This is a genomic window from Rhizobium sp. NFR03, from assembly GCF_900111275.1.
Classification (GTDB): Bacteria; Pseudomonadota; Alphaproteobacteria; order Rhizobiales; family Rhizobiaceae; genus Ferranicluibacter.
Genome location: NZ_FOGR01000004.1, coordinates 451,504 through 478,247, shown reverse-complemented (window position 1 = coordinate 478,247; position 26,744 = coordinate 451,504). Strand labels below are relative to the sequence as shown.

The 26,744-nt window shown below is 63.4% G+C and carries 31 protein-coding genes and 1 pseudogene; 10 read left to right on the top strand and 22 right to left on the bottom strand.

Going from position 1 to position 26,744, the window contains the following annotated elements:
* Positions 1–4: 4 nt before the first annotated feature.
* Positions 5–433, bottom strand: coding sequence for a winged helix-turn-helix transcriptional regulator (locus tag BSG19_RS15400; protein WP_092989110.1), 429 nt, complete (start codon positions 431–433; stop codon positions 5–7).
* Between the two features lie 95 nt (positions 434–528).
* Between BSG19_RS15400 and BSG19_RS15395 the strand changes: the two genes are divergently transcribed.
* Positions 529–1,263 (top strand): SDR family NAD(P)-dependent oxidoreductase, encoded by a 735-nt coding sequence (locus BSG19_RS15395; protein ID WP_092988884.1) that lies wholly within the window; start codon positions 529–531, stop codon positions 1,261–1,263.
* A gap of 65 nt (positions 1,264–1,328) precedes the next feature.
* Here BSG19_RS15395 and BSG19_RS15390 read toward each other — a convergent pair whose 3' ends face one another.
* Complete coding sequence (locus BSG19_RS15390; protein ID WP_092988883.1) at positions 1,329–1,718, bottom strand: RidA family protein; 390 nt, start codon at positions 1,716–1,718, stop codon at positions 1,329–1,331.
* A 148-nt stretch (positions 1,719–1,866) separates the two neighbouring features.
* Here BSG19_RS15390 and BSG19_RS15385 point away from each other — a divergent pair, with 148 nt between their 5' ends.
* A complete protein-coding gene (locus tag BSG19_RS15385) occupies positions 1,867–2,460 on the top strand; it encodes a TetR/AcrR family transcriptional regulator (protein ID WP_092988882.1) in 594 nt (197 codons plus the stop codon).
* Between the two features lie 6 nt (positions 2,461–2,466).
* On the opposite strand, the gene BSG19_RS15380 is transcribed toward BSG19_RS15385, so the two are convergent.
* The 7 genes and pseudogenes from BSG19_RS15380 to BSG19_RS15355 all read right to left on the bottom strand — a co-directional run bounded on the left by BSG19_RS15380 (position 2,467) and on the right by BSG19_RS15355 (position 6,724).
* A complete protein-coding gene (locus BSG19_RS15380; RefSeq protein ID WP_092988881.1) occupies positions 2,467–3,339 on the bottom strand; it encodes a DMT family transporter in 873 nt (290 codons plus the stop codon).
* A gap of 247 nt (positions 3,340–3,586) precedes the next feature.
* Entirely contained in the window at positions 3,587–3,904 is a 318-nt protein-coding gene (locus tag BSG19_RS15375; protein WP_092988880.1) for a hypothetical protein, read from the bottom strand.
* Positions 3,905–3,987: 83 nt separating this feature from the next.
* A complete protein-coding gene (locus tag BSG19_RS15370) occupies positions 3,988–5,187 on the bottom strand; it encodes an amidohydrolase family protein (protein ID WP_092988879.1) in 1,200 nt (399 codons plus the stop codon).
* A gap of 21 nt (positions 5,188–5,208) precedes the next feature.
* Positions 5,209–5,357, bottom strand: a pseudogene (locus BSG19_RS26390) (ABC transporter ATP-binding protein); the annotation flags it as partial.
* A gap of 15 nt (positions 5,358–5,372) precedes the next feature.
* On the bottom strand, positions 5,373–5,516 hold the full coding sequence (locus BSG19_RS26105) for a hypothetical protein (RefSeq protein ID WP_170865994.1): 144 nt from the start codon (positions 5,514–5,516) through the stop codon (positions 5,373–5,375).
* A gap of 249 nt (positions 5,517–5,765) precedes the next feature.
* Positions 5,766–6,377 (bottom strand): general stress protein, encoded by a 612-nt coding sequence (locus tag BSG19_RS15360; protein ID WP_092989109.1) that lies wholly within the window; start codon positions 6,375–6,377, stop codon positions 5,766–5,768.
* 29 nt (positions 6,378–6,406) lie between these two features.
* Positions 6,407–6,724, bottom strand: a complete 318-nt coding sequence (locus BSG19_RS15355; protein WP_092988877.1) for a hypothetical protein — start codon at positions 6,722–6,724, stop codon at positions 6,407–6,409.
* A 394-nt stretch (positions 6,725–7,118) separates the two neighbouring features.
* On the opposite strand from BSG19_RS15355, the gene BSG19_RS15350 reads away from it, so the two are divergent.
* From BSG19_RS15350 to BSG19_RS15340, 3 genes are all read left to right on the top strand, one after another.
* Positions 7,119–7,835 (top strand): alpha/beta hydrolase, encoded by a 717-nt coding sequence (locus BSG19_RS15350; protein WP_092989108.1) that lies wholly within the window; start codon positions 7,119–7,121, stop codon positions 7,833–7,835.
* Positions 7,836–8,056: 221 nt separating this feature from the next.
* Entirely contained in the window at positions 8,057–8,371 is a 315-nt protein-coding gene (locus tag BSG19_RS15345) for a hypothetical protein (RefSeq protein ID WP_092988876.1), read from the top strand.
* 32 nt (positions 8,372–8,403) lie between these two features.
* The gene (locus tag BSG19_RS15340; protein WP_092988875.1) at positions 8,404–9,099 is read left to right on the top strand and encodes a DUF72 domain-containing protein; all 696 of its coding nucleotides are present in this window, start codon (positions 8,404–8,406) and stop codon (positions 9,097–9,099) included.
* Between the two features lie 97 nt (positions 9,100–9,196).
* Here BSG19_RS15340 and BSG19_RS15335 read toward each other — a convergent pair whose 3' ends face one another.
* From BSG19_RS15335 to BSG19_RS15325, 3 genes are all read right to left on the bottom strand, one after another.
* Positions 9,197–10,321 (bottom strand): NAD(P)/FAD-dependent oxidoreductase, encoded by a 1,125-nt coding sequence (locus BSG19_RS15335; RefSeq protein WP_092988874.1) that lies wholly within the window; start codon positions 10,319–10,321, stop codon positions 9,197–9,199.
* Between the two features lie 74 nt (positions 10,322–10,395).
* Positions 10,396–11,910, bottom strand: a complete 1,515-nt coding sequence (locus BSG19_RS26525; protein WP_092988873.1) for an amino acid ABC transporter permease/ATP-binding protein — start codon at positions 11,908–11,910, stop codon at positions 10,396–10,398.
* Between the two features lie 158 nt (positions 11,911–12,068).
* A complete protein-coding gene (locus BSG19_RS15325) occupies positions 12,069–12,926 on the bottom strand; it encodes an ABC transporter substrate-binding protein (protein ID WP_092988872.1) in 858 nt (285 codons plus the stop codon).
* Positions 12,927–13,150: 224 nt separating this feature from the next.
* Between BSG19_RS15325 and BSG19_RS15320 the strand changes: the two genes are divergently transcribed.
* Positions 13,151–14,251, top strand: a complete 1,101-nt coding sequence (locus BSG19_RS15320) for a LacI family DNA-binding transcriptional regulator (RefSeq protein ID WP_092988871.1) — start codon at positions 13,151–13,153, stop codon at positions 14,249–14,251.
* A gap of 75 nt (positions 14,252–14,326) precedes the next feature.
* On the opposite strand, the gene BSG19_RS15315 is transcribed toward BSG19_RS15320, so the two are convergent.
* The gene (locus BSG19_RS15315; RefSeq protein ID WP_092988870.1) at positions 14,327–15,115 is read right to left on the bottom strand and encodes a DUF4394 domain-containing protein; all 789 of its coding nucleotides are present in this window, start codon (positions 15,113–15,115) and stop codon (positions 14,327–14,329) included.
* Between the two features lie 213 nt (positions 15,116–15,328).
* Here BSG19_RS15315 and BSG19_RS15310 point away from each other — a divergent pair, with 213 nt between their 5' ends.
* Together BSG19_RS15310 and BSG19_RS15305 are read left to right on the top strand one after the other, a co-directional pair.
* Positions 15,329–15,874 carry a sigma-70 family RNA polymerase sigma factor gene (locus BSG19_RS15310; protein WP_092989107.1) on the top strand — a complete coding sequence of 182 codons (546 nt, stop codon included), beginning with the start codon at positions 15,329–15,331 and terminating at the stop codon, positions 15,872–15,874.
* Positions 15,871–16,575, top strand: coding sequence for an anti-sigma factor (locus BSG19_RS15305; protein WP_092988869.1), 705 nt, complete (start codon positions 15,871–15,873; stop codon positions 16,573–16,575). Before BSG19_RS15310 ends, BSG19_RS15305 begins: the two co-directional genes overlap by 4 nt.
* Before the next feature lie 46 nt (positions 16,576–16,621).
* Here BSG19_RS15305 and BSG19_RS15300 read toward each other — a convergent pair whose 3' ends face one another.
* Together BSG19_RS15300 and BSG19_RS15295 are read right to left on the bottom strand one after the other, a co-directional pair.
* Entirely contained in the window at positions 16,622–16,867 is a 246-nt protein-coding gene (locus tag BSG19_RS15300; protein WP_092937298.1) for a DUF982 domain-containing protein, read from the bottom strand.
* Between the two features lie 114 nt (positions 16,868–16,981).
* Complete coding sequence (locus BSG19_RS15295) at positions 16,982–17,965, bottom strand: GlxA family transcriptional regulator (protein ID WP_244529268.1); 984 nt, start codon at positions 17,963–17,965, stop codon at positions 16,982–16,984.
* 102 nt (positions 17,966–18,067) lie between these two features.
* Here BSG19_RS15295 and BSG19_RS15290 point away from each other — a divergent pair, with 102 nt between their 5' ends.
* Positions 18,068–18,628, top strand: coding sequence for a cysteine hydrolase family protein (locus tag BSG19_RS15290; protein ID WP_092988867.1), 561 nt, complete (start codon positions 18,068–18,070; stop codon positions 18,626–18,628).
* A gap of 76 nt (positions 18,629–18,704) precedes the next feature.
* Here BSG19_RS15290 and BSG19_RS15285 read toward each other — a convergent pair whose 3' ends face one another.
* From BSG19_RS15285 to BSG19_RS15265, 5 genes are all read right to left on the bottom strand, one after another.
* Positions 18,705–19,820: a branched-chain amino acid ABC transporter substrate-binding protein gene (locus tag BSG19_RS15285; protein WP_092988866.1), complete on the bottom strand. Its 1,116-nt coding sequence runs from the start codon at positions 19,818–19,820 to the stop codon at positions 18,705–18,707.
* 213 nt (positions 19,821–20,033) lie between these two features.
* The gene (locus tag BSG19_RS15280; protein ID WP_092988865.1) at positions 20,034–20,726 is read right to left on the bottom strand and encodes a gamma-glutamylcyclotransferase; all 693 of its coding nucleotides are present in this window, start codon (positions 20,724–20,726) and stop codon (positions 20,034–20,036) included.
* Between the two features lie 66 nt (positions 20,727–20,792).
* Positions 20,793–21,629 carry an alpha/beta fold hydrolase gene (locus tag BSG19_RS15275; RefSeq protein WP_092988864.1) on the bottom strand — a complete coding sequence of 279 codons (837 nt, stop codon included), beginning with the start codon at positions 21,627–21,629 and terminating at the stop codon, positions 20,793–20,795.
* Between the two features lie 161 nt (positions 21,630–21,790).
* Positions 21,791–23,389, bottom strand: coding sequence for an MFS transporter (locus tag BSG19_RS15270; RefSeq protein WP_092988863.1), 1,599 nt, complete (start codon positions 23,387–23,389; stop codon positions 21,791–21,793).
* Positions 23,386–23,838: a DoxX family protein gene (locus BSG19_RS15265; protein ID WP_092988862.1), complete on the bottom strand. Its 453-nt coding sequence runs from the start codon at positions 23,836–23,838 to the stop codon at positions 23,386–23,388. The genes BSG19_RS15270 and BSG19_RS15265 overlap by 4 nt, the downstream gene beginning before the upstream one ends.
* Positions 23,839–24,087: 249 nt before the next feature.
* On the opposite strand from BSG19_RS15265, the gene BSG19_RS15260 reads away from it, so the two are divergent.
* On the top strand, positions 24,088–24,396 hold the full coding sequence (locus BSG19_RS15260; RefSeq protein ID WP_092988861.1) for a HigA family addiction module antitoxin: 309 nt from the start codon (positions 24,088–24,090) through the stop codon (positions 24,394–24,396).
* A 60-nt stretch (positions 24,397–24,456) separates the two neighbouring features.
* Here the strand turns inward: BSG19_RS15260 and BSG19_RS15255 are convergent, their stop codons facing one another.
* Positions 24,457–26,439, bottom strand: coding sequence for an amidohydrolase (locus BSG19_RS15255; protein ID WP_092988860.1), 1,983 nt, complete (start codon positions 26,437–26,439; stop codon positions 24,457–24,459).
* A complete protein-coding gene (locus BSG19_RS15250) occupies positions 26,439–26,726 on the bottom strand; it encodes a XapX domain-containing protein (RefSeq protein ID WP_092988859.1) in 288 nt (95 codons plus the stop codon). The genes BSG19_RS15255 and BSG19_RS15250 overlap by 1 nt, the downstream gene beginning before the upstream one ends.
* Positions 26,727–26,744 lie beyond the last annotated feature (18 nt).

Sequence of the window (26,744 nt, the reverse complement as noted above, 5' to 3'; positions counted from 1 at the left end):
GCGTTCAGCTGTCCTGCCGCTCGCGCCGGGTCTGGTCCCACAGGGCTACGGCCTCCCGTTCGGCAAAGACCCGCGTGACTTCGGCCATATTCTCGGTGCCCCAGGTGCAGAGTGGCACGAGCGCCTGCGCGAGGCTGTGCCCGAGCGGGGTCAGGCTGTAATCCACGCGTGGCGGGATTTCCTTGTAATCGGTGCGTTTCACGAGGCCGTCGGCCTCCAGTTCCTTCAATTGCTGGATCAGCATCTTGTCGCTGACATCGCGCACCGCGCGGCGCAGGGCGCCATAGCGGGTAGGGCCGCCCTGTGCGACGAAGTAAAGGATCAGCGGTTTCCACTTGCCGGAGATCACCCGCAGGGTCGCATCCAGCCCGCAGGTGAAGCCGGGCAAGGTCGGGGTGCAGCTGCGGGGCTCCGACAGAGGTTGTTTTTGCATTTCTGTGGCCATGATAGGTACTTACCAAAAGGTGCATACTTGTCAACAGGTGTGTGTCTGGCCACCTTGGTATGGTCTCAACCAAGGAGAACGTCATGAGCAGACTGACAGGGAAAACAGCCGTCATCACAGGCGGCGCAACCGGCATCGGACTCGGAGCGGCCAAGCGCTTCGTCGAGGAAGGCGCCTTCGTCTATATCTTCGGCCGGCGGCAGGAGATACTGGATGCGGCCGTCCAGCAGCTCGGGCCTTCGGCACGCGCCGTGCAGGGTTCGGTCACGCATCTGCCCGATCTCGACCGCCTTTATGAAACCGTGAAGACCGAGCGCGGCGGGCTTGATATCGTGCTTGCCAATGCAGGCACAGGAGCGTTTGCGGCGCTCGGGAGCATCACGCCGGAGCATGTGGACGAGACCTTCGACCTTAACGTGAAGGGGCTGATCTTCACCGTGCAGAAGGCACTGCCGCTGATGGGCGCCGGCGGCTCGATCATCCTGACCGGCTCCAGCACTGGGGTCATGGGCACACCGGCCTTCAGCGTCTACAGCGCCACGAAGGCGGCCGTGCGCAATCTGGCACGCAGCTGGGCACTCGATCTCAGGGCCACCGGCATCCGCGTCAACGTCATGTCGCCGGGGCCGATCTCCACTGAGCTTGCGCAGGAGGTGCTGGGTGCCGAAGGCATGGACGCGATCGGCGCGACCACCGTTCTCGGCCGCGTGGGAGATCCGGCCGAAACCGGCGCTGTCGCTGCCTTCCTCGCCTCCGCCGACAGCAGCTTCATGACGGGCGGCGAAGTGTTCGTGGATGGTGGCCTCGCGCAGGTCTGACGGCACTCAGGCTAGACAGAGCCGGCTCGGGCTTTCAGGGAGCCGGCTCTATGGCTTTCGCCCGCTCAGGGAATGCGGGCGATAACCTTGATTTCGAAGTCGAAGCCGGAAAGCCAGGTGACGCCGAGGGCGGTCCATGCCGGGTAGGGCTTCGTCCCGAAATAGCGGTCCTTGATCGGCAGAATGGTTTCGAACTGATGCTCCGGATCGGTATGGAAGGTCGTTACATCCAGCACGTCCTCGAACGTGCAACCGGCGGCGGCAAGTGTTTCCTTCAGATTTTCAAAGGCGCGTTCCACCTGTGCGGCGAAATCCGGCTCGGGCGAGCCGTCGATGCGGCTGCCGACCTGACCGGAAACGAACAAGAGTTCACCGGAGCGGATGGCGGCGGAATAGTGGTGTTTCTCATAAAGCGCGTGGCGGTCTTTCGGGAAGATGGCTTGGCGGGTGGTCATCGAGTGATCCTTTGATGGATGGGCGTCCGCATCGCAGCACGCTTCCGATGGGCGGAGATTTCAGATACGGTGCGTATGCACAGATGTAGTCGCGTACGAGGCGTATGTCAAATACAGATACGCTGCGTATGTGAAAGAAGGGGTCGAGATGGCGAAAACACGTGCGGAAACGATGGAGGAAAACCGGGCAAAGCTGATTGCGGCCGGACGGCGAGCCTTTGCGGACAAGGGCTATGCGGCGGCGTCCATGGACGAGCTGACGGCCGAGGTGGGGCTCACGCGCGGCGCGCTCTACCACAATTTCGGCGACAAGAAGGGACTGCTCGCCGCTGTGGTCGATCAGATCGACGGGGAGATGGCGGCGCGCGCTCAAGCGGTGGGTGCCGGAATGGCGGATGACTGGGCGGGACTTCTGGCCGAGGGCACGGCCTATATCGAGATGTCGCTCGATCCGGACGTGCAGCGGATCGTGCTTCTCGACGGGCCCGCCGTGTTGGGCGATCCGTCGAAATGGCCGAGCCAGGACAGCTGCTTGCAGGTGACGCGGCGCACGCTCGAGCGGCTGATGGCAACCGGCGTCGTCAAGCCTGTCGATGCCGAGGCCGCCGCCCGCCTGCTGAGCGGTGCCGCCCTCAACGCTGCCCTGTGGGTCGCAGCGAGCGATGACGCCGCGCGCGTGCTGCCGAAAGCCATCGAGGCGTTTCAAGCGCTTGCGACCGGCCTGCTTGCCGAGCCGGGATAGCGACGTCTACCCGGCTCGCTGAACGACCCGGTGCTCGCGCCAGACGGTGAAGAGCCCCGCGCCGACGACGATGAACGCGCCGACGATCATGTTGAGCGTCACCGTTTCGCCGAAGAACAGGACCGCGACGCCGCCACTCAGCACGAGTTGCAGGTAGGTCAGTGGCTGCACCTCGACCGCCGTCAGCAGGCCATAGGCCTTGATGAGGAAATAATGGCTGGTGGCGCCACAGATGCAGAGCGCGATCATGGCGGGCCAGTCCGCCGGCGCGATGGGCGTCCAGTAGAACGGGCCGACCAGCGTTGCCGCCAGTGCACCGAAGACGCCGGCATAGAGAACGCTGGTCATGGCGGAATCGTCCCGGCTCACCGCCCGTGTCGCGATGCTGTAGAAGCCGTACATGAAGGCGGCAGCAAGCGGCACGAGCAGGCGGAGATCGAACTGGACCGCCAGTGGATTGATAATGACCAGCACGCCGAACAGACCGGTCACCACTGCAAGGGCGCGCCGCCAGCCGACCTTCTCGCCGAGCAGCGGTACGGAAAGAACCGTGACGATCAACGGCGTTGCCTGCAGGATGGACTGGCTCATGGCAAGGCCGGCCGCGATGAAGGCAAAGACGACGATGACGACCTCGCCGACCAGGAGCACGCCGCGAAAGATCTGCAGGACCGGCCGCCGGGTGACGAAGGCGCGCCGGAGCCCGCCCGGTGCAAAGGCTGCCATGACTATGACGAACGCCGCAAAGGCCCAGAAGCGCACCATGACGACCATGATGGGCGGGTACTTTTCACCCAGCAGCTTGGAGAATGCATCCTGCCCCGCAAAGATGGTGACGGCGAGGAGGACGTAGAGGTAACCGCGTGTCTTGGATGTCATGATCGACCGGTTGTCCGTGCATTCCAGGTGAACGGACGGATCGGGTGGGGGTTCCCCTGTCTACGCGCTGGAATGGCCGATGGCCGGTGTCGGCACGACATGGACGCCCGCAAGCGCGACGGCGCATCGCAACGGGCTCAGTCCCGCGTGCCGAACCGGCGCAGCAGCCACGCCATGGCGGAGAAAAGCACGATGAGCCTGCCCTAGACGAGCACCGTCGGAGCAGGGCCGAAAGTGCCGATGGCGATCAGCGCAGATCCGGCGCGCTCCAGCCCTTGGCCTCGTCGATCCACGTCTTGCCCGAAGCCTTGTCGAAGATGCAGAGCATCTTGCCATGGGCGCCCTTCAGCGCCTTTTGCGGAAAGACGCCGCTGACGAGCGTCGCGACCTTGCCGAGCGAATCGTCGAACGCGATGATCTGCGACACATGCGCATGTTTCAGCCCGCTCGCCGCCGCGCAGGTCTCCGCGACCTTCAGGTCGAGCTTCGCCCAAGCGTCGTCGGACGACGCATGAACGACAGTCGTCGCCATTACGATCGGAAGAGTGAGCATAAACAAGCGCATCGTCGGGGTCCTCGTTGAAGTGGGACCCGTAACGGCGAGGATGGTCGCTTTTGTGGCGGACGTCGGCGTTTGCGCTCTGCCGTCTACTGCAACACCTTCCCATTCTCGGCGACCAGCCGTCCGCCCTTGAACACCCGGCGCCCCTTGGGCACCGAGACGACGGCGAGCGGGATGTGGTCGGCGTCCAGCGTGACGAAGTCGGCCTGCGCGCCGATCTCGATGCCGTAGCCTTGCAGACGCAGCGCCTTCGCGCCGGCCGCGGTCACCACGTCGAAGGCGGCGGCAAGCTCGGCGTCCGTGTAGAAGCCGGAGCGGTAGCCGATGATCTCGGCGCGGCGCAGCATGTCGCCATCGCCGTAAGGCCACCAGGAATCGCGGATATTGTCGCTACCGCTGAAGACCACGACACCTTCGTCGCGAAGAAGCGCCACAGGCGGGAAGACATGGTTTCCGGGCGCGTTGGTCATGATCGCGACGCCCGCGCGCGCGATCTTCGCCGCCAGCCTGCGGGCCGGATCGGGCGCGAGATCGCCGAGGCCATAGGCATGGCTGACGGTGACGTGGCCCTGCATGCCGAGCGCTGTCGCGCGCGCGCAGATCTCCTCGATGGTAAAAGCCCCCATCGAGCCCGCATCATGCAAGTGGATGTCGATATCGACGCCGTGCTTCTCGGCAAGACCGAAGACCACATCGAGATGGCCGTTCACATCCCGGTCGAAACTTGCGGGATCGAGCCCGCCGATGAGATCGGCGCCGAGGCTGAGCGCCGCGTCGAGCAGGTCCGGCGTCCCGGGGCTCTTGAGGATGCCGGACTGCGGGAAGGCGACGAGCTGGATGTCGATCTTATCCTTGTAATCCTCGCGCACGGCAAGGATCGTCTCCAGCGATGTCAGCCCGACGGAGCCGTCCACCATCACATGGCTGCGCATCTGCAAGGAGCCGTTGGCAATGCAGAGGTCGAGCTGGTCGCGTGCGCGCTTGTCCATCGGCGTGGCAGAGGCCATGTTTTCGGCCTGAAACGCGACCCGCTCGTGCACATCGAACCCGTCCGTGCAGGGTTTGTGCGGAATCCACCGGTCGCCGTAGAAGCTGGTATCGAGGTGGATATGCCCCTCGACGAAGGACGGCACCAGCAGCGCACCGCCGATATCGATCGTGTCGGCCACGCCTGACGGCATGCCCGCAGCCGCGATCGCCGTGATCCGTCCCTCGGCAACGGTGATGTCGCAGAGCGCGCCATCCGTCAGCCTGGCATTGGTGAAAAGCGTTTCTGTCGTTATCATGGGGTCTCTCGGCGACGTCTCAACCAGCCGCGTGTAGGGATGTCGCGGGTTGGCAAACAGCACATCGTATTGGCCTGCTGGATGATCCGGCCAAGCTACATCACGACACTCCCGTCCGCCATATGGCGAACGACGGCAAGGTTATGGCTGATGAAGAGGTAGGTTAGGCCGGGCCGGGTGACCGCTCAGACGGCGACGCGGCGGCCTTCCTTGTCCGCGAGCTTCTTGTTGCCGGCAGCTTCCTTGAGGATGGCGGTGGCGTCCTCCACGGAGATGCGGTGCTTCTTGGCAAACGAAACGGGCTCGTACGGCTTATCGATATTGGTCATGGGAATGTCCTTTAAAAAACGACGCGCAGGGCAATCGCTTCGCAAAGCGAGCGCAAGCCTTGAGCTTTTTGGTATGCTGATGAGATAGAGACCGATGCGCCTGAACGCAAGGCGCTCCGGCACCGATAAGATGATGCCGAACGAGAAAGCCGGTTCGCCGCGGTCGAACGCGCCCCTGTTTTCATATGCTGAACGCATGGCGAAAGGGCCGGATTGCTCCGGCCCTTTGCTTTGGAATGTGACGGATCGTTACAGAGTGCGACGCGGATAGCGGGCGCGCTCTTCTTCGATTTCCGTTGCGCCATAGGGTGCAGCGGTGTCATCGAACTTCGTCCAGCCCTGCTGGGTATAGGCATTGCGCCGCTCGACGGGATCGACCCAGTTCGACTTCTTGAGGATCGCTTCGGCTTCAGGCTGCATGTCATCGTCAACCTTGGCAGTTACGAGCGTGCCGCCGCGACGAACACCCTCGGCATAGACATGCGCATGGTCTTCATCCACACCCGACGATGTGAGCGCGCCGATCAAGCCGCCTGTCGCGCCACCGGCGGCAGCGCCGGCAACGGCACCCAGTGCCGTAGCCGCAAGCCAGCCCGCAGCGACGACGGGGCCGACGCCCGGGATCGCCATGATGCCGAGGCCTGTCAGCAGCCCGCCCGCACCACCGACCACGGCGCCGATGCCAGCGCCGGTACCGGCACCTTCCGCCGCGTTGCTGTCATGGTCGCCATCCTTGTAGCGGCCGTCCGCATTGTTGGAGACGATGCTGATATTGTCGGAATGGATGCCGCGAGCTTCCAGAGCGCTTACGGCGGTGCTTGCATCGCTATAGTCGTCGAACAGTCCTGTAACGGTCTTCATGATCATACTTTCCAGCGCAGGAGCGCTTATTATTTCGAAACGATGTTGCCCTGATAGTCCATGGAAACCGCTGCCGATTTCCCGTCCTTCATGGCCTTCGCCTGCCAGATGCCCTTGTCGTCCAGCATCAGATCGTTGAGTTCCGTGTAGCCTGCGGCCTCGATACGTTCCTTGGCCTGCGCCTCGGTGAACGAGTTCGCGCCTTCGACGGGTGCTGTCGCATTGCCGGAATCAGGCGTCGCAACGGCTGGCGTGTCACCGTTTGCCGAAGGGGCCGGGGTCGTCTGGGCGTTTACGCCAAACGCAGAAACGGCAAGAATAGCCGTAGCGAGAAAAAGCTTCTTCATGTGTGGGTCCTCTATTCCAGACCATGTTTCAGGTCTCGGATCGGAAACACTTACCCATACCGAATGTTCCGCCCCATTCGTACGATTCGGTACTGAAAGAATTAGCTGATAAACATGAGCGCATGACGCAGGTGCAGCAATGACGGTATTTGGAACATGCGACGCGATGTTCGCCGGTGGGGTATTCTTCGGCGGTCATGCGGGAAAGAGTTGGAAACGCCGGAAAATGATTGCTCGCGACGCAAAGAGGCGGAACGTTTTGTCGCCATAGAGATTCTGGTGCTGGATGAAACCAAGGCTACCGATGGCTCGCGTCAATGCTCTCCCCTCATGGTCCTTTCCATGCATCGTTGCGATGTGGCTCGCTCTCATGTCGCTGCATGCGGAAGCGACGATGTTACCGTCCGACAGCGGGCCTTCGATACGGTCCGCCGTCGAGGAGACATCCTCTCCCATCAGCATCTTCGTCGGCAAGACCACACTGGCAGCGGGCGCTGTAGGGCGTTCCGCTGCAACGTCGCGCAGCCTCGTCATCTTTCTCCACGGCATAAGGGGCTCGGGGAGCGTCATGGCGCAGATCGGAAACGCCTGGACATCGCGCCTGCCGGAGACGCGGTTCGTCGCGCCCAACGCGCCTTTTCGGCATAGATCCCAGGGCTACCAATGGTTCGCGGTCGATGATCAGGTCATGCGGCCCGACCGTATCAAGGTTGCCCGCAGCGCATTCGATACGCTCATCGGCGGCATCGTCGAGAAGGAGGGATTCGAGAACGATCTCGACAGGGTGGCGTTCGTCGGCGTGTCGCAAGGCGCCATCATGGCGCTCGATGCCGTCGCCACCGGGCGCTGGAAGGTCGGCGCGCTCGTCACATTTGCGGGGTTCATGCCATTCCCGCCTGTCACCCGCTCAGGGACGGATACGGCCATCTACCTCATGCATGGCGGAAACGACCGGACGATACCACCGGCCGCATCCGTTGCCGCCGCAAGCCAGCTCGAAGCGGCAGGCTTTACCGTGACATCACGCATATTCCCCGGTGTCGGCCATACGATCTCGGCGGAAGAGGCAGAAGAGGCGCTCAACTTCCTCCGGCAGCGTTTCGGAGACTGACGGACGCCGTTCTGTCAGGATGGGCGCAGACGCATCTTATTCCTCGCCGAACGGTTTCAGTCACAGCTTGCGGACAAGACGGCCGTTCTCGATATGCGGCTGGGCATCTGCCTTGGCCACACGTGAGAGGCCTGCGCCCCGCTTTCAGCACCTTCGCGAATCTACCCATGGGAACCTCAGCAGCACCATTCCGTTTCCCGTGACGCAACAGGAGACGATGCATGTCCAGCGACAATGTGAAAACCCTTACCGCCACCTTCGACACGCGCGAAGCCGCCGACCTCGCCATCGAGCACCTCGTTCAGCAATATGGCATCGACCGATCTGACGTCTTCGTCGAGGCAAAAGGTTCGGAGAACACCGCAGGCACGAAGCCGTCGGGAGGCGATGTCGAGAACCGCGAAGGGGACGGCGTTCGAACGGATGCGGCGCTTGATGGTCAGCTTCAGGTCTCCGTCGATCTCTCCCTTGACGATATCGACAAGGCGCAGGCCGCATTTCGGGAGGCAGGGGCGCGCGATGTGACGAGCCGTTAGCCGGATCTTGTCTCGCGGCGCGTGGTGAGGACATGCCGGTCATCGCGACAGCAGCTTGGTCGATCCCGAGGATCGTTGCCGGACATTTCGCGTCCGAAGGTTCCGGATTGGCCCGCTATGCCTCGGTGTTCAACGGCGTCGAGGTCAACTCGACGTTCTACAAGCCGCACAGGACGTCCACCTACGCCCGCTGGGCGGATAGCGTGCCGGACGACTTCCGTTTTGCGCTGAAGCTCCCCAAGGCCATCACTCACGAGCAACGGCTGATCGAGATCGGGCTGTTGTTCGATGGCTTCCTTACGGAGATCGAGCCGCTTGGCAACAAGATCGGACCGCTCCTCTGCCAGCTGCCGCCGAGCCTCGGCTATGATCCTGCCGTCGTGGAGTCAGCTCTTTTCGCGCTGCGCCAGAGGTTCGAGGGGCGGATCGTCATCGAGGCGCGTCACAAGAGCTGGCAGTCCCCGGACGTCCTGTCCCTGCTGGAATGTCACGCTATCGACCGCGTCCTTGCGGACCCGGCGCCGGTCTGGCCCGCCGAGACGTTCCCGATGCCACCGGTCTATGTCCGGCTCCACGGCGCACCGAAAATCTACTATTCCAGCTATGACGAGCCGGAGATCGAGAGAGTCCGCCGCTTGCTCGCAGCTGATAGCTGGTGCGTGTTCGACAACACGGCCTCGGGTGCAGCCATCGAGAATGCACTGACCATGCTCGGTCGCTCGGTATAAGCGAACGAGGCCGTGCGAGTATCTGGCCACAAGCCATTGCGGCTTCGTGGTCCGGCGGCAGCAGCGCGCCCGACGACATGACGCACGCTGCGCTTCGTCAGGCGCTGAAACGTTCCGGGCGGAAGGTTTCGAGCAGCGGGTGACGCTCGCCGGTTGCCATTTCATAGGCGGTGAGTTCGCCGACGATGAGGCCGAGCGTTGCGCCGCTGTGGCTGAAGGCGACATGGCAGCCGGGCAGGTTCGCCAGCGCGCCCAGCACCGGATCGCCATCTTCCGGTATGGGCTTGCGCCCGGCGGCGTAGGACGCGAGCTCCAGCTTGGGATGACCGGCAAGAACCCTGGATGCCTCGGCCAGAAGGCCCGATATCGTCGCGTCTTTCACCTCGTAGGAACCGTCCGCATGCGAGACGACCTCGTCTGCGGCCCAGTCGGCATCGATGACGAAGGCGCCGCCCGGAGCAGGACGCACGGCGACGCGAGGCGTGTTGAGCACGGCTTTCAGCGGATGGTCGATCGGCTTCGTCGTCAGCAGGAGGGCGACGGGGGTGCCGTCGAGGATGATTGCGCCGAGGTCGGCAGCCATTGCGGGCACGGCAGGACCGGTGGCAATCAGCACGGCATCCGCCATATGCCGTACGCCGGCCTTGGTTTGCACACCGGCTGCGCGGTCGTTCTCGATGATTACGCTGGCGCCGCCCTCGGTGGTGACGAGCGTGCCGCCGAGAGCGGTGAAATCGGCGAGCAGCAACGCAATGAGCGATGGCAGATCGACCCAGCCTTCGCCGGGATTGAAGATCGCCGCATTGCCGGTGATGGCGGAGGCATCGACGCCGGGCGTCACCTTGGCAACATCGCCGGGCGCCAGATGCTGCGCGTCGTAGGCAAGCGACACTTCATGGGCATAGGCCGCCGCGATCTCGTTGGTCTCGTCTTCCGCGTCCCAGGTCAGGCCGCCATCGAAGCGGAGCCAGTCGACAGGGCCGATCCGGCTCGCCAGCGTCCTGTACCGGTCGATGCCGGCCATGCGCAGCAGGTGATAGGGATTGGAGCGCATGCGGGCGGAGTTCAGCCAGGACAGAGAGCGGCCGGAAGCGCCGTTGGCGACCGGGCCGTCATTCACGAGAACGACCGACACGCCGCGCCGCAGAAGCTGCACGGCTGTCGAGACGCCGAAGATACCGGCACCGATGATGACGGCGGAAGAGATGGTGTTGTCGGGCATGGGAGGTCTTTCGTGTTGGCTATTGCTGAAAAGCGAACGTCAGGCTGCCGGGCGGCAGAGTGGAAAAGGGCGTGTCACAACACTTCGGCAAGGAAGCGGCGCAGGCGCGGGCTTTGCGGGTCGTCGAAGATCTGCGTCGGGGTGCCGGCTTCCACCACGCGGCCTTCGTCCATGAACACGACCTGATCGGCCACCCGTCGGGCAAAGCCCATTTCGTGGGTGACGACCACCATGGTCATGCCGCGTTGTCCGAGATCCGCCATCAGGTTCAGCACGCCCTTGACCAGTTCCGGATCGAGCGCGCTCGTGACTTCGTCGAACAGGATGACCTCCGGCTCCATGGCCAGCGCCCGGGCGATGGCGACGCGCTGCTGCTGTCCGCCGGACAGCCCGCCGGGGCGGTGATGCTGGCGGCTGGCAAGGCCGACATCGGCAAGCCGGGCCATGGCGATCCGCTCGGCCTGATCGCGCGGCATATGCTTGATCTTGGTGAGCGACAGCATGACGTTGTCGAGCGCCGTGTGATCGGGAAAGAGGTTGAAGTGCTGGAACACCATGCCGACGCGGCGGCGCAGCTTCTCGGGCTTCATCGCGAGAATGCTGTCGCCATCCAGCAGCAGCGTTCCGCTTTTCGGCTCGACAAGGCGGTTGAGGCAACGCAGCAGCGTCGATTTGCCGGAGCCGGACGGGCCGATGATGCAGGTCACGCTGCCCGGCTTGACGGTGAGATCGACACCCTTCAGCACGTCGAGCTCGCCATAGGCCATGGTCAGGTCGCGCACCTCGAGGCTGCCGCCCTTGAAGACGGCGCTGGTGTCCTTGGTCTGTTGCGCGCGGTCGAGTTCGGAGACTTCCTCCAGCCCGCTCGTGACGGTGGTCGTCTTCTGCTTGCCGATCCGCAGCCGCGTGTCGATGGTGTTGACCACATGCGTCAGGGGCACCGTGATGACCAGATAGAAGACGCCGGCCAGAAGAAGCGGAGAAAGGTTGCCCGTAACCACGGCCTGATCCTGCCCCACGCGGAAGATCTCGCGTTCGGAGGCGAGAAGGCCGAGGAAGTAGACGAGGCTCGAATCCTTCACATTGCCGATGAACTGGTTGACCAGTGCCGGCAGCACCCGGCGCACGCCCTGCGGCACGACGATGATGCGCATGCCCTGACCATAGCTCATGCTGAGCGCCCGCGATGCCTCCATCTGTCCGCGATCCACGCTCTGGATGCCCGAGCGGAAGATTTCGCCGATATAGGCGCCGGCGATGAGACTGAGCGCCAGAATGCCGAGCGGATAGGGAGACGGGCCGAACAGGTCCCGCCCGATCCGCGCAAAACCCTGGCCGATGAGCAGGATGGTGACGATGGCGGGAAGGCCGCGGAAGATATCGGTGTAGAGCCGGGCGGGAATGCGCAGCCATGCAGAGCGGGATATGCCCATGATGGCGAGGATCATGCCGATGACGACGCCGAAAACCGTGGAAGCGAAGGCGAGGATGAGGGTGTTCTTGAGCCCGACCGTGATCATCGTCGGCAGAACTTCGGCCATCGCGTTCCAGTCGAAGAAGCTCCGGCTGATATTATCGAACCAGTTCATGCGGTCTTCCTTAAAAGTGTCTCCAGCCGCCGCCGGCACACGCAAGGCCAAGCGGCAGCGGACGAATACCCGGCCGCGACATGCGACCGGCTCTCGTCACCTGTTTTTCCGCATTGTCCGAAACCGAAGCGATTCCGCTTCGGACATGCTCGGTGGCGTCACTTCTTGGGGAGGTAGGCATCCGGCATCGGCGAGCCGGGGAACCACTTTTCGTAAAGCGTCTTCCAGGTGCCGTCCTGCATGGCCTCATGGAGAGCCTTGTTGAACGCCGTCCGCAAAGCGTCGTTGCCCTTGCGGATGACGAAGCCTGCCGGAGCGTCGAAGCTCGGAATATTGATGGCGACCTTCAGCGTGGGGTAGCGTGTCGTATAGTCCTTCGCGGCTTCGTAATCGAGGAAATGCGCATCGACGGTGCCGTTGTTGAGGCCCGAAATCGCGGAGTTATTGTCCGGGAACTTGACGAGATCGGTGCCGGTGAACGTCTTTTCCGCATAGATCTCCTGCAAGGTCCCCTGCACGACGCCGAGGCGCTTGCCCTTGAGAGAGGCTGCATCGGTGATCGCGGCCTCCGGCGTGACGACGGAGAGGTAACCGGCGAGATAGCCGTCCGAGAAATCGACCGTCTGCTTGCGCTTGTCGGTCGTGCCGATGGCGGCAACGGCAACGTCGAACCGGCCGTTGGCAACGGACGGCATCAAAGCGGAGAATTCCTGGCCCGTGAAAATGACCTGATCCTTCGTGAAGCCCATGCGCTTGGCGACGTCGAGGAACAGTTCGATGTCGAAGCCCGTGAAGCCGCCATCGACCGTGGTGAAGGTGTAGGGCTTGGCATCGCCCATCGTGCCCACGCTGATGGTTTGCGGGTCGATCAGGCCGTAGGGGTTCTCGGCGGCCAGCGCCGATGTGGCCACATTGCCCGAAAGCACGAGGCCGCCGGACAGAGCGAGCGTCACGGCAAGGGCTGCCGTTCGCAGGCGTGCGGGGAGAGAGATTTTCGGCGAAGCTGCAGGGGTCATGATGGTTCTCCGTCTCTGGGGTTGGGGCGGATCGGCTTTGCAGGACATGATGAGGCCTTGCCGGACAGAGGATCTCCCTCCGGCGTGATCATGATGTCATGAGCCGTTCTCGTTCTGATGAGCCTGAGACCGGTTTCTTTGAAAAAGAGACCGGTCTCTTAGGGGCTTTACGATTGATATATACTCGTTGACCGGTCGTCAACATCTCTTGTAAAGCTCTGCGCATGAAAGAACCTCAGCCGAAAACGGCCGCCGCGACGGTCGCAGACGTGGCGCGACTGTCGGGCGTATCGAAAGCCACCGCTGCGCGTGTGCTTGGCGGTTACGGAACTGTCAGCGACAAGGCGCGCGACGCGGTGATGCTGGCCGCGCAGGAGCTGGATTATCGCCCCAACGAACTGGCGCGCAGCATGACCACCGGCCGGTCGGGAACGATCGGCGTCGTCGTCGGCGACATCGAGAACCCGTTCTTCGGGTCGGCCGTGCGGGGGATTTCGGATGCCGCCCGCGCCAGCGGCTTCAATGTGGTCCTCGCCAATTCCGGTGAGGATGTCGAAGCCGAGCGCGTGGCGATCAACACGCTGGTGGCAAAGCGGGTCGATGGCCTGATCGTGTCACCGGCACAGGAAAGCACCGTTGGTCATCTCGAAGAGATCGGGCAGACCGGCCGGCCGCTGGTCCTTCTGGATCGCGCCATCGCCGCGCTCGCGGTCGATAGCGTCACGGCGGACGACCGGCAGGCAGCGGAAGCCTTGACCCGCCTTCTGGTAGAGCGCGGCCACCGCGAGATCGCTTATGTCACCGCCTGCGATACGCCGACCCATCTCTACCGTGACACGGGCGACATCCTGACCGCATCCGTGCGCGAACGCATCGAGGGGTTCCTCGAGGTCGGTGCCGAGGCCGGTATCGCAGACATGCGCCGATGGGTCCGTCTGGGTGCCAATACCTCGGACGCGACGCGCCGCCTGACGATCGACCTGCTGCGGGAGGGCACGCCCCCCAGCGCCATCATTGCCTCCGACAGCCTCATCGCGCTGGAAATCTTCAAGGTTGCCCGCGAGCAAGGGATCGACATGCCGGGCGCGCTTTCGCTCGTCACATTCCATGATGCCGCATGGACGGCGGTGACGACGCCGCCCATCACGGTCGTCCGTCAGCCGGTTTACGAGATGGGAGAGGCGGCCGCGAAAATGCTGATCGAGCGGCTGAACGGAGAGCAATGCGCGCCGCGACACCTCATCCTGCCAACGCAGCTGGTGGAGCGCGCATCCGTCGCGGTGCGCGGCCACAGCGACGACGGTCCCCGCATCCGGATCATATAGAGACCTGGAATATGCGGCCGCACACCTGCGCGGCCGCACCATTTTATAGAACTTACATCGCAGGGAGGGCTGCGATTACATCGCAGGGAGGATCGCGATGTCGCGGAGGTCGCCGTCAAGACCGGTGATCGCACCGATCTGCGTGGCGGCACCGGTTTTCAGATCGACGGTGTAGAGCGTCTTGCCGGCGGCGAGATAGGCAGCGTTGCCGCCATCCGCCATGCCCTGGATGTCGAAGGCGTAGGTGGCCGGCTTGTCCTTCAGGCCGAGCTTGCCGATGGCTTTCAAGGTGCCGTCATTCGGCTTCGTCTGCTGGATCAGGGCACCGATCGTCGCGTCGATGTTGTACATCGCTGTCTTCTCCGGCTTGCCGATCGAGTTCGTGTAGGCCGCAGCGACGATTTCGGGCGTCTCGCCCTTGTGCATGTCGCCGTCCTCGTATGCGAGTGCGCCATCGACCGTGACGGCGCCGGTATCCGGGTGGACGCGGTGGTTGGTAGTGCCGGTCATGAAGCGCAGACGGTCGGCCATCGGGTTGAAATCGACCACCACGGGCGCGGCCGTCATCGTCAGCATCTTGTCCATCTTGGCGACCGACGTCGCAGCACCCGTCTCAAGGTTGATCGAGACGATCTCGTTCTCCGGGGTGACGCCGATCACGGTCTTGTTTCCGGGGCGGAAGTCGATGCCGACGAGCTTGTCGACGCCCGTAACATCCATGCTCTTCGTGACGGCGGGCTTCTCCGTGTCGAACATGACGAGGGTTTTATCGCCGGTGAGGCCGAGGACGGGCGCGGCAAAAACGCTGCTGGTGCCGGCAACGAGAAGGGTGGAGGCGATCAAGGCGAAACGAACGGTCTTCATGGAATTCTCCCGTGTGTTGGGGAAGGCATCTGCGCGTGTATGGCGATGCTTCCTGTCTTGAAGACACGGGAGGAGGCGCGTTTGGATGCAGGGAGGTAAAAAATAATCTGAAGCCGCATCCATTTCCGCACATGGGCGGGTAGAGTAGGGCGGGTAGAGTAGGTAAGAACGCGCCAACGGCGCGATGTGGAATGAAAAAGGTCTTGCATGTTGATGGGCTCACCGCCGGACGATCTGACGACGGCACTGGCCGCCTGCGCCAAGGGTGATCGCACGGCATTGCGCGGCATCTTCGATCGGGAGGCCGGGCGTCTGGTGACGGTCGCCGAGCGCATCGTGCGACGCCGCGATCTTGCCGAAGAGGTGGTTCAGGAAAGCTTCATCCGCATCTGGACGCAGGCCCACCAGTATCAGCCGGATCGCGGCTCTGCCCGCGGCTGGATCTACGCCATCGTTCGCAACCGCGCCCTCAACCTGCTGCGCGACGGAAAGCGGGAATATACCGTCGAAGATGTCGAGGTCCTGCGCGAGCGCGATCAGGTCGATCACGTCATGGCGGCCTGGCACCAGCTCGATCGCACCTCCCGCCTTCACGATTGCCTGGGCGCGCTCGATGAAACCAAAAGGCGCGGCATTCTCATGGCCTATATCGGCGGCTATTCCCACGGCGAGATTGCCGGCCGGCTGCGTATTCCGCTCGGCACGACGAAGTCATGGATCCGGCGCGGCCTTTCCGCTTTGCGGGAGTGCATGGCATGACGGATAACCGGACCGATATCGGCGTCATCGCCGACGAATATGTGCTGGGCCTTCTGGATGCGGCGGACGGACTGCGCGTCGAAGCCAACATGGAGCGCGATCCCGACCTCAAGGCCGCCGTCGCTGCCAGCCGGGAACGGTTTCTGCCGCTGGACGACACGGCGGAGGCCGCCATCGTCGGTGACGATCTCTGGAGCCGCATCGAAGCCGGGCTGCCGGCGCAGGGTTCACGGACCGGGGCTGCGCACAAGCCGACGGCAAACGACAACAGGCCTGGCGGCTGGCGGGCGACGGCGCTCGCGGCCATGGTCGCGGCCGTCATCCTTGCCGTGGCACTCTCGTTCAACCTCATGCGCACCGTCGAACCGCTCGTCGTCGCGGTGCTCGTCAACGAGGCCGGCGATGTGAAGGCGATCGTGGAGGATTTCGGCAACGAGAAAGCCGCCGTGCGGCTGCTGACGGACTTCGAGGTTCCCGAGGGCAAGACGATCGAGGTCTGGACCCTGCCGTCGGCCGAACGCGGCCCGGTCTCGCTCGGCCTCATCGATGACGCCCGCTCTGTGCGCCTGAACGGGCCTTCCTTGCCCAAGCCGCACGACAGCCAGCTCTACGAGCTCACGCTGGAGCAGGCAGGCGGCTCCCCGACCGGCAGACCGACCGGCCTGATCCTCGCAAAGGGATTTGCCAAGATCGCGCGGTAACAGGCGGTTCGAACTTTCCCATCGAGGTTCGGCGTCGGCCCGATCGCTATTCCTTGATCTCGATGCCCGCTTCATGGGCGGCGGCAATGAAGGACAGCCGCGCGGCTTCCGCCGACTTCTTGCCCTTCATCGCGGCCTCCAGCGTCAGAAGCGCCGCATCCAGCGCTTCGCCGTCTTCGAGCGGCCAGTCTTCGATCAGCGCCCAGGAGGCCTGCTGATTGTTGGTGATCGTGGTAAACGTTCCCGGCCCTTCCAGCGCAAGCGTCACACCCTTGTTCCAGTCATTGCTCAATTCATGGTCTCCAAATACCGTTTTGCCTGCTTCATAGAGCATTCTCCGGCAAAGCGAAAAGGCTTCGCGTCGGACAATGCGGAAAGACAGAGGCAGGAGGTTGAGAGAGGATCGTTACCCGGCGTGACCTGCCTCCATTGCCGTCACGCGAAAGCGCTGGCGGTACTCGCCCGGGGAGAGGCCGACGATGCGGGTGAAGACCTTGCGGAAGGCGCCGGTATCTTTGTAGTGCACCTGCCATGCGATGGCATCGACCGGATCGCGGGTCAGCTGCAACAGGTCCCGCGCCCGTGTCACGCGCAGGCGCTGCACATAGTCGCCGGTCGTATGGCCCGTCGCCTTCTGAAACCTGCGCATGAAGGTGCGAGGCTCCAGACCCGCGTGATCGGCGAGGATTGGAAGGCGCGTCTCCGCACCGCCCGTGGCTTGCAACCAGTGCTGAACCTTGAGCACCGCCGCATCGCCATGATGCAGGCGAGGGGAGAACGGGCTGTAGAAGCTCTGCTCCCGTCCCGGCGGATCGACCAGAAACGCCCGTGCGGTATCCATCATGACGGCCGGGCCCAGGAAACGCGCGACGAGGATGAGGCTGAGGTCGATCCACGCCATCACCCCGCCCGCCGTGATGATATCGCCGTCGTCGATGATCAGACGGTCGGTGTTCAAGAGCACTTTGGGGAACCTCTCCAGCAACGGCTCTGCATAGCTCCAATGTGTGGTTACCGTTCGGCCATCGAGAAGGCCTGTCTCGCCAAGCAGAAAAGCGCCTTTGCAGATCGAGCACAGAACTGCGCCCTGCGCATGCTGCTGGACGAGCCATCCGGCATACACCCTTGCTTCCAGCTCCGTCAGCGGTCCGCCGAGGCCCGGTGGCACGATGATGACGGCGGGATCGCAAGACCCTTGGGGAGCTGAATCGAAGCTCCGGCCGGGTGAGGATCGCCCCGTCTCGAGCGACCAGTGGCAGACGCGGATCTGCGGCCGTTCGGGTGCGCGCGCTCGCCCGGCAATGCCGTTCGCGGCGAGCAGAAGATCGGTCATGCCCAGGATGGCTGCGGCCTGTGCGCCCTCGTATCCCATGATACCGATTTCGATCATGTGCGCGTGTTTGTCCATATCGCCCCGATATCTGTCGATGTCGCCACTCTTATCGACGCTCTGATTGCGGTAGTCTAGGCGCTCATCGGGAAAGGAAGCATCATGAGCAAGCGCGCCATCATCATTGTCGATCTCCAGAACGACTATCTCGCCTCCGGCCGGTTTTCGCTGGTCGGGATCGACGAGGCCATCACCAAAGCCGCCGAAGTAACGGCCGCAGCCCGCCATACGCAGGATCTCGTCATCCATGTGCGTCACGAAAGCCCGGAAGGGTCGCCGTTCTTTGTGGCGGGAACGGAGGGTGCCGATATCGTATCGACAATGGCTCCGGCAGAGGGCGAGCCCGTCATCACGAAAACGCATCCGAACGCCTTCCGGGAGACCGGTCTGGCGACGGTTCTCAAGACGGCGGGAATCGAGACGGTGACGATCGTCGGCGCCATGAGCCACATGTGCATCGACGCAACCGCCCGCGCTGCCTCCGACCTTGGCTACAAAACGACAGTTATCGAGGATGCCTGCGCGACGCGGGACCTGGAATTTGACGGGGAGACCGTTGCAGCCGTCAAGGTGCACGCCGCCTTCATGGCGGCGCTCGCGTTCGGCTATGCCGAGGTGACGTCGGCCGAACGATATCTTTCCTCGCTCCGAGAGTCGGTTTGAGGAACGAGAGTTTGCCTGCCCACCAAACGCAAACGGGCGCCACGAAGGCGCCCGCTGCTGATCGGTCGTTGCCGGATTATTCGGCGGCGACGGTCTTGCCGCCTTCCCACTTGTAGACGGAGAAGCTCTGCGAGGTGAGGTCGCCGGTTTCGCCGTAGGTCAGCTCGCCGATGGCGGTCTTGATCGGGGCGCCATCCTTCAGGGCCTGGGCGACGACGTCGGCATCGTCCTTGCTGCCGGCCTTGGTGATGCCGGCGGCGATGACTTCGACGGCGGCGTAGGCGTTGAGCGTGAAGGCTTCGACCGGGATGTTCTTGGCGGTCAGCGCGTCGGCTGCGGCCTTGCTGTCGGCGCTCTTCAGCGCGTCGGCGGCGTTGGTGTAGATGGTGCCGTTGGCATCATCGCCGCCGGTGGCGATGAACTCGCTGTTCGACAAGCCATCGCCCGCGATCAGCTGCACGGTCATGCCGGCATCCTTCATCTGGCGCACCAGAAGGCCCGCTTCCGGGTGATAGCCGCCGAAATACAGAACCTCGACGCCTTCCGCCTTCATGCGTGTCACGAGCGCACTGAAATCCTTGTCGCCGGCCGTCAGCGCATCGTTGAAGATCTCCGTGACGCCGGCGGCGTTCAGCGAGGTCTTGAAGGCGTCGGCAAGGCCCTTGCCGTACTGACCCTTGTCGTTGAGGATCGCGATCTTCTTGTCCTTGAAGTTCTCAACGACATATTTCGCGGCGACGTCCGCCTGCTGGTCGTCCCGGCCGCAGGTGCGAAAGACGGTGGTGAGGCCGCGCGCGGTCAGTTCCGGCGATGTCGCGGTGGGGGTGACCATCAGCGTGCCGTTCTCGGCAAAGGCGACCGAGGCGGGGATGGAGACGCCGGAGGTGACCGGGCCGACCACGAAGCGAATGTCTTCGGCGATCAGCTGGTTGGCAGCGGAGACGCCCTGTTTCGGCTCCCCGGCATCGTCCGCGATTTTCAGAACGAGCTTCTCGCCGTTGATGCCGCCCTTCTTGTTCAGCTCCTCGACGGCCGTTTCCGCGCCGTTCTTGATCTGGGCGCCGATGGCGGCAACCGGACCCGTCAGCGGTGCGACGAGGCCGATGGTGATGTCGGCATGGGCCGTCGTTGCCGCAAGCGGCGAAAAGGCAAGCGTTGCCGCCAACGCCGCGGTGATTGTCTTCAATGTCATATCCGTCTCCTTGGGACGCAGGGGGGAGGGAACGCGAGGGCAGGCCCTCGACCCCGCGATGCGGCCATGTTTGGCTCGCATCGTAAGCGACGGATTTGTAAAAATAATCGAGCATTTACGCAAGAAGATGACCGATATCTCCACCGTTTCGGAAGATGAATTCGTCCGTTCTCGCGCAGACGTGAACACCTCGCCGCTCCGGCGGCCTTCGCGTCACGCCGGAAGAGCGGTCAGTCTTGCGGCGACCATTTCCTGAAGGCGCCAGAGATTGCGGTCGAGAATGTTGCGTTTTGCCAAGTCGCAGACTGTGCGGTGCAGGTATTCCGCGCAGGATCCGGCGGGGCCGCAGGCCTGGGCGATGAGCACGGCGGCTTCTTCGAGGCGGATGCTTTCCGTCAGGGGACACTGCCGCGCACTGGCCCAGAAGGTGAGAACCCTGCGCGTACCGGACGACGTCCTGACGGGGACCCAGCGCACCATGTCGGAGACTTCGGCATAGCGAATTTCGCGGGCGAGAAGCGTGCGGAGATCTGCCCGCTGCGTCTCGGATGGCAGCTTCAGAATGCGGCCGGCGCAGCTTCCGCCCTGTCTTAACGCGAGCATCAGGCCCGGTGCCGCCGACGTCGCCCGCAGGCGCTCGATGCGCAACGAGAAGGCCCGGTGCCATCCGTAAGCTAAGGCAGGCTCGCTCTCCGAGACCGTAAAGCCCGGGTTCCACATCAGGGAGCCATAGGCGAAGACCCAAATGTCGCCGTCCGCTTCCGCCTCGATGCGGGAAACGAGGGCGTCCAGTTGCGCCGGCGAGATCGGCGTCTGGTTCGGCTCCGGTCCCTGATCCTCGACCACCCGCAACGTCTTTGCGACGAGCTCCGGGGTAAGCTTCAGGGCTGTGGCGTTGCGGGTCATATCATCACCGTTTTGTTGTCGGAACGGGCGACGGATGCGGGAGCGCATCCGTCGCTGTGGCCAATATCAGGCTTGCACGAAGGCCAGCAGGTCGGCGTTGAGTACGTCGGCATTGACGGTGAGCATGCCGTGCGAGAAGCCGGGATAGGTCTTCAACGTGCCGTTCGCGAGCAACTTCACGGATTTGCGGGCGGAGGCGCCGATCGGAACGATCTGGTCGTCCTCGCCGTGCAGCACCAGCGTGGGAACCGTGATGGCCTTGAGGTCTTCGGTCTGGTCGGTTTCGGAGAAGGCCTTGATGCCATCATAATGGGCCTTCGCGCCGCCCATCATGCCTTGACGCCACCAATTCTGGATGACGCCTTCATGAACCGTTGCGCCGTCACGATTGAAGCCGTAGAACGGGCCTGCCGGGACATCGCGGAAGAACTGGGCACGGTTGGCGGCCAGCGCCGAACGGAAGCCGTCGAATACATCCATCGGCAGCCCGTCCGGGTTGCCTTCCGTCTTCAGCATCAGCGGCGGCACGGCCGAGACGAGGACGGCCTTGGCGACACGCCCGGCCGGCTGGCCGTGTCTGGCGACGTAGCGCGCAACTTCGCCGCCGCCTGTCGAGTGGCCGATATGAACCGCGTTCTTCAAGTCGAGGTGTTCCACGACGGCAAAGGCGTCGGCGGCGTAATGATCCATGTCGTGGCCATCCGCGACCTGTGCGGAACGTCCGTGGCCGCGCCGGTCATGGGCAACGACGCGGTAGCCCTTGGAGACGAAGAACAGCATCTGCGCATCCCAGTCGTCGGATGACAGCGGCCAGCCATGGTGGAAAACGATCGGCTGCGCGTCCTTGCTTCCCCAATCCTTGAAGAAGATCTCGACGCCGTCCTGTGTGGTGATGGTGCTCATGGTGCTGGTTTCCTGTGATGTGGGTTGGGCTTTGTCTGATGAAGCGATTTTGTCGGAAAGCGCTGGCTCACACAATTGCCGCAACACTGTCGAGTTCGTTGCCGTTTTCGCAATGATCGGGAGGCGTTCGTTACGCCTCCCGTCGTTCTCGCTCACCGCCTTCAAGCAGCGCCGGGACGGTTGATCGTCAGGAAGTGACGGACGACCGGCTTTTCCGGGCCGCGATGGTAGGCGAGAACCTTGCCTTGCAGGTCGGCGTCGGCGTTGGAAACCCGCTTGTGCTGCCGCAGATGTTCCGCCCAGGATTCGACCATGAACCATTCCACGATCTTCTCCGGATCGGCCGAGTCCTCGGTGATGCCCCAGCCATAGGCACCATCCCGGCGACGCTCCTGGGACAGGCCGTCGATGGCATGCAGGAAGGCGCGGTGGTTCTCTTTCTCGACGGTATATTCGATGAGGATGAGGACCGGGCCGCGATCATGGGCGACAGGTTCGGCAACGAGGGGTTCCGGCCAATGGTTGGAGGGCACCATGTCGGCATCGCCCGCCGGCAGCTTGACCCGGTGCATGAGGAAACCCGCGACGAGAAGGCCTGCCGCGCCGATGACCAGCGTCGAGCGGATGCCGACGGCCTCGCCGACGGCGCCCCAGCCAAGGCTGCCCGCCGTCATCGCGCCGTTGAACACGGTGAGGTAGACCGCAAGCCCGCGACCGCGAACCCAGTTGGGAAGCACGGCCTGTGCCGCACCGTTCAGCGTGGTCAGGGCCGTGATCCATGCGGCGCCAAGGAAGAGCAGGGAGAGGATGGCAATCGCTTTGGGAGGGGCCAGCGACAGGATGCCCATGACAGCCGCGGTGGTAAGCGCAGAGGTCAGGAGAAGACCGTCGGAACTCAGGCGTTCGCGCAGCTTCGGCATGACCAGCGCTCCGCCGATGGCGCCGGCGCCGACCGCGCCGAGCAGGATGCCGTAGAAGCTCGCATCACCACCCAGAAGCTGGCGGGCGACCAGCGGCAGAAGGGCCCAGACGGCACTGGCGAAGGCGAAGAACACGGCTGCGCGGATCAGCACGACATGGAGAGGCCGGCTCGACCTGGTGTAGCGAAGTCCGGCCCGAAATGCGCCGAAGAAGTTCTCCTGCAACGCGTCGTTCCCCTTCTTGGCGCGGGGCCACCAGACGAGGGCGGCGATGACGAAGACATAGCTGGCGACATCCGCGCCATAGGTGATACCAGCACCGAAGGCCGCGAGAAGAAGGCCGCCGGCGGCAGGGCCGATGGACCGGGCGATGTTGATGCCGAGCGAGTTGAGCGCCACGGCACTTTTCACATCCTCGCGCTTCACCAGTTCAGGCACGATGGCCTGCCATGTCGGTCCCATGAGAGCCGCACCGATGCCGCCGAGAAAGGTGAGGCCGATCAGCGCGCTGACGGAGAGCATGCCCATCTGCGAAAGGATCATCAGCGAGATGCTGACGGATGCGAGCAGCAGCTGGACCGCGATCAGGAATTTGCGACGGTCGAGGATATCGGTGAGCACGCCTGCGGGAATGGCGAGCAGGAAGATGGGCAGGGTTCCCGCCGCCTGCACCATGGCGACGGCGGCCGGCGATGCCGAGAGGTCCGTCATCAGCCAGGAGCTGGCGACATCGCGCATGAAGCTGCCGGTGTTTCCAAGGACCGTGGCGATCCAGAGGACCGCGAAGACGGGCTGTGCGAGAGGCGCGAAGCTGCCCCCGGTCGATTTTGCGGCGGTCATGTGCGTGCTCCCTTGTTGAGGTCCATTCTGTTGAGGTCGGTGGCAGCGACGAGGACGAAGGCGCCTGCGAGGCCGAGATGTTCGAAGAAGGCATTGGTCGCCATCATGCGGTCCATGCCGGGCGCCAGTTCCCAGAAACGCAGCGCGATGAAGGTTGCAAGAAGCGTGAAGGCGGCAAGCGAAAGCGCACCGGCCCAGCGCAGAACGCCGGAGACGACCATGGCCGAGGCCGTAAGTTCAAAGACGATGACGGCCGTGGCGAAGAAGGCTGCGGGCTGAAGCCCGAAATGGTTCATCTCAGCCAGCGCGCCATCGAAGTCGAGGATCTTGGTGATCGGCCCCTGAATATAGGCCGCGCAGAGCGCGAGAAGAGAGACGGTCCGCGTGACGGGAGATCCGATCAGACGCGAGAGACGGCCGCGTATAGGGTCGTTCGATGAAAGGGTCATGTCCTGCTCCTTGAGGTTGGCCGGGTGGATCGGCTGCAGTTGATGGAGCGATAGTGCGCGGTTACACCGTGATGCACAATTGAAGGAATAATTGTGATATTGTTTCGGTTTATGAAATAGTCTCAGAGTGCTTGGCGTGGCGGAAAACAGTTGTACAATCCGTCGCGGCTGGTGTTCCCGAGGAACGGCGGTCGCGGCGAAGCGTCGGATATCCATCTCGACGACCACAGCTATCGGTAAGGTGATGCCATGTTGATGACCACACGCAAGCCTGCCACGGTCGGTGAAATCCTGACAGAAGAATTTATGCAGCCGCTCGGCCTGACGCAGGCGGCGCTGGCCGAGGCGATGGGCGTGCAGCGCAAGCATGTGAACGAACTTTGCAACGACCGGCGCAACGTAACGGCGGCGACCGCGCTCATTCTGGCGCGCGTATTCGGCAACAGCCCGGACTTCTGGCTGAACACGCAGCGGCGCAGCGACCTGTGGAACGTCATGAACTCGCCCGACCAGCGGGCGCGCGTGGATCGTGCCAAGCCTCTGACCAAAGCGGCATAGCGACGACAATATCTCCGCGTCCGTCGGACGGGCGGCAATGCCGCCCGTCCTTGTTTGCGATCAGACGGCCCAGCAGGAGCAGCCAAGCGCTCCGAAGAAGCCTTTCAGATCCGAGATGGGCAGTTTCGATGTCCAGGCCCCGGCGTGGTCGTGCCCGTGGACGCCGCAATCGCTGGCGCAGCCGCAGGTGCTGATGGCGGTGCGGCGGAGCGAGCGGGCGCCCGCACCCTCCGGCTCGCCCCAGGCCGCGTAGCCGCCGAAGGTGCGCACCGGCGACCAGTCCGGCATGGCCGGTGGTACGTCGTTCTCGTCCAGCGCCTTGAAGTCACCGGCACCATAGACGACCTTGCCGCCGACCATGGTCAGTTGCGAGGTCAGGAACGAGATCTCGTCTTCCGCACATGAGAAGAAGTCCTTGTCCGGCACGACGAGATCGGCGAACTGGCCCTTTTCGATGCGGCCCTTCTTGCCTTCCTCGTTGGAGAACCATGTGACCTTTTCGGTCCACATGCGCAGCGCGGTTTCGCGATCGAGGCAATTGGCCCGGGGATAGAGCTGCATGCCGCCGACCGTCTTGCCCGTGACCATCCAGGAGAGCGAGACCCAGGGGTTATAGGACGCGACACGGGTCGCATCCGTGCCGGCGGAGACGTTGACGCCCTTTTCCAGCATTCTGGCGATCGGCGGCGTGGCTTCCGCGACGCCATGACCATACCGTTCGACGAAATACTCGCCCTGATAGGCCATCCGATGCTGGGTGGCGATGCCACCTCCGAGCGCCGCGATCCGGTCGATGGAGCGGTCGGAAATCGTCTCGGCATGGTCGAAGAACCAGTTGAGGCCTTCGAGCGGAATATCCTTGTTGACCTTCTCGAACACATCGAGCGAGCGGGAGATGGTCTCGTCATAGGTCGCATGCATGCGCCACGGCCAGCGGTTTTCGGCCAGAACCCGGACGACCTCTTCCAGCTCGCCTTCCATTTCCGGCGCCATTTCCGGGCGCGGCTGGCGAAAGTCCTCGAAGTCGGCAGCCGAGAAAACGAGCATCTCGCCGGCGCCATTGTGACGGAAATAGTCGTTGCCCTGCTTGTATTTGACGCTCGACGTCCAGTCCAGGAAGTCCTGCTTTTCCTCCTTCGGCTTCTGGGTGAAGAGGTTGTAGGCCAGCCGCACGGTCATCTGACCTTCATCCGACAGCTTCTGAATGACGGCGTAATCATCCGGGTAGTTCTGGAAGCCGCCGCCCGCATCGATGACGCCGGTCACGCCCAGCCGGTTCAGCTCGCGCATGAAGTGGCGGGTCGAGTTGACCTGGTAGTCGAGCGGCAGCTTCGGCCCCTTGGCAAGCGTCGAGTAGAGAATGCCGGCATTGGGCTTGGCGAGCAGCATGCCCGTCGGGTTACCATTGGTATCCCGGGTGATCTCGCCGCCGGGCGGGTTCGGGGTATCCCTGGTATACCCGACGGCGCGCAGGGCGGCGCCGTTGAGGAGTGCACGATCATAGAGGTGGAGCAGGAAGACCGGCGTATCCGGGGCGATCGCATTGATCTCCTCGATCGTCGGCAGACGTTTTTCCGCGAACTGGTGTTCGGTAAAGCCGCCGACCACGCGCACCCATTGCGGCGCGGGCGTGATCGCCACCTGACGCTTCAGCATGTCCATTGCGTCGGCCAGCGAGCGCACGCCGTCCCAGCGAAGTTCCATATTGTAGTTCAGGCCGCCGCGGATGACGTGGGTGTGGTTGTCGATCAAGCCGGGAAGCACGCGCTTGCCCTTGAGATCGACAATCTTCGTGTCAGGCCCGGCCAGCGCCATGATCTCGCTGTCGGAACCGACCTCCAGAAACAGCCCGTCCTTGATGGCGATGGCCGTGGCGTTGGGGTTGGCGCGGTCGAGCGTGGTGACGCGGCCACTATGGAGAATGAGGTCTGGATGCATGCTAGTTCCTCCTGTCTGGTTGGTATCGGCGGCTTTCGCCGGGGAAAAGAGGTTGGAGAGCGCCAGGCTCGACGCTCCGCCCAGAAAGTTTCGACGCGTGGCCATCAGATACGCTCCTCACGAGGCGATGCCGGGTGGCCGGCAACCTCACTGTGGCTACCGCCCTTCGGCAGGTGACCGAACACGTGCGGCTTGATCTGATGCAGCCAGGAAACAGCCGCCGGCTCGCGTGTCCAGAGCGACTTTGCAAGCGGAATGACCTGCTCGCCGACGAGAATACCCAGGAGGCCGACGAGGGCGATGACGGGCGGTGCCGGCGAGCGGACGTTGAGCAGGCTATAGACGATGCCGACAAGCAGCCCGGCACCAAGGGACAGGAGATAGACTTTCATGGGATGTGCTCCACGATT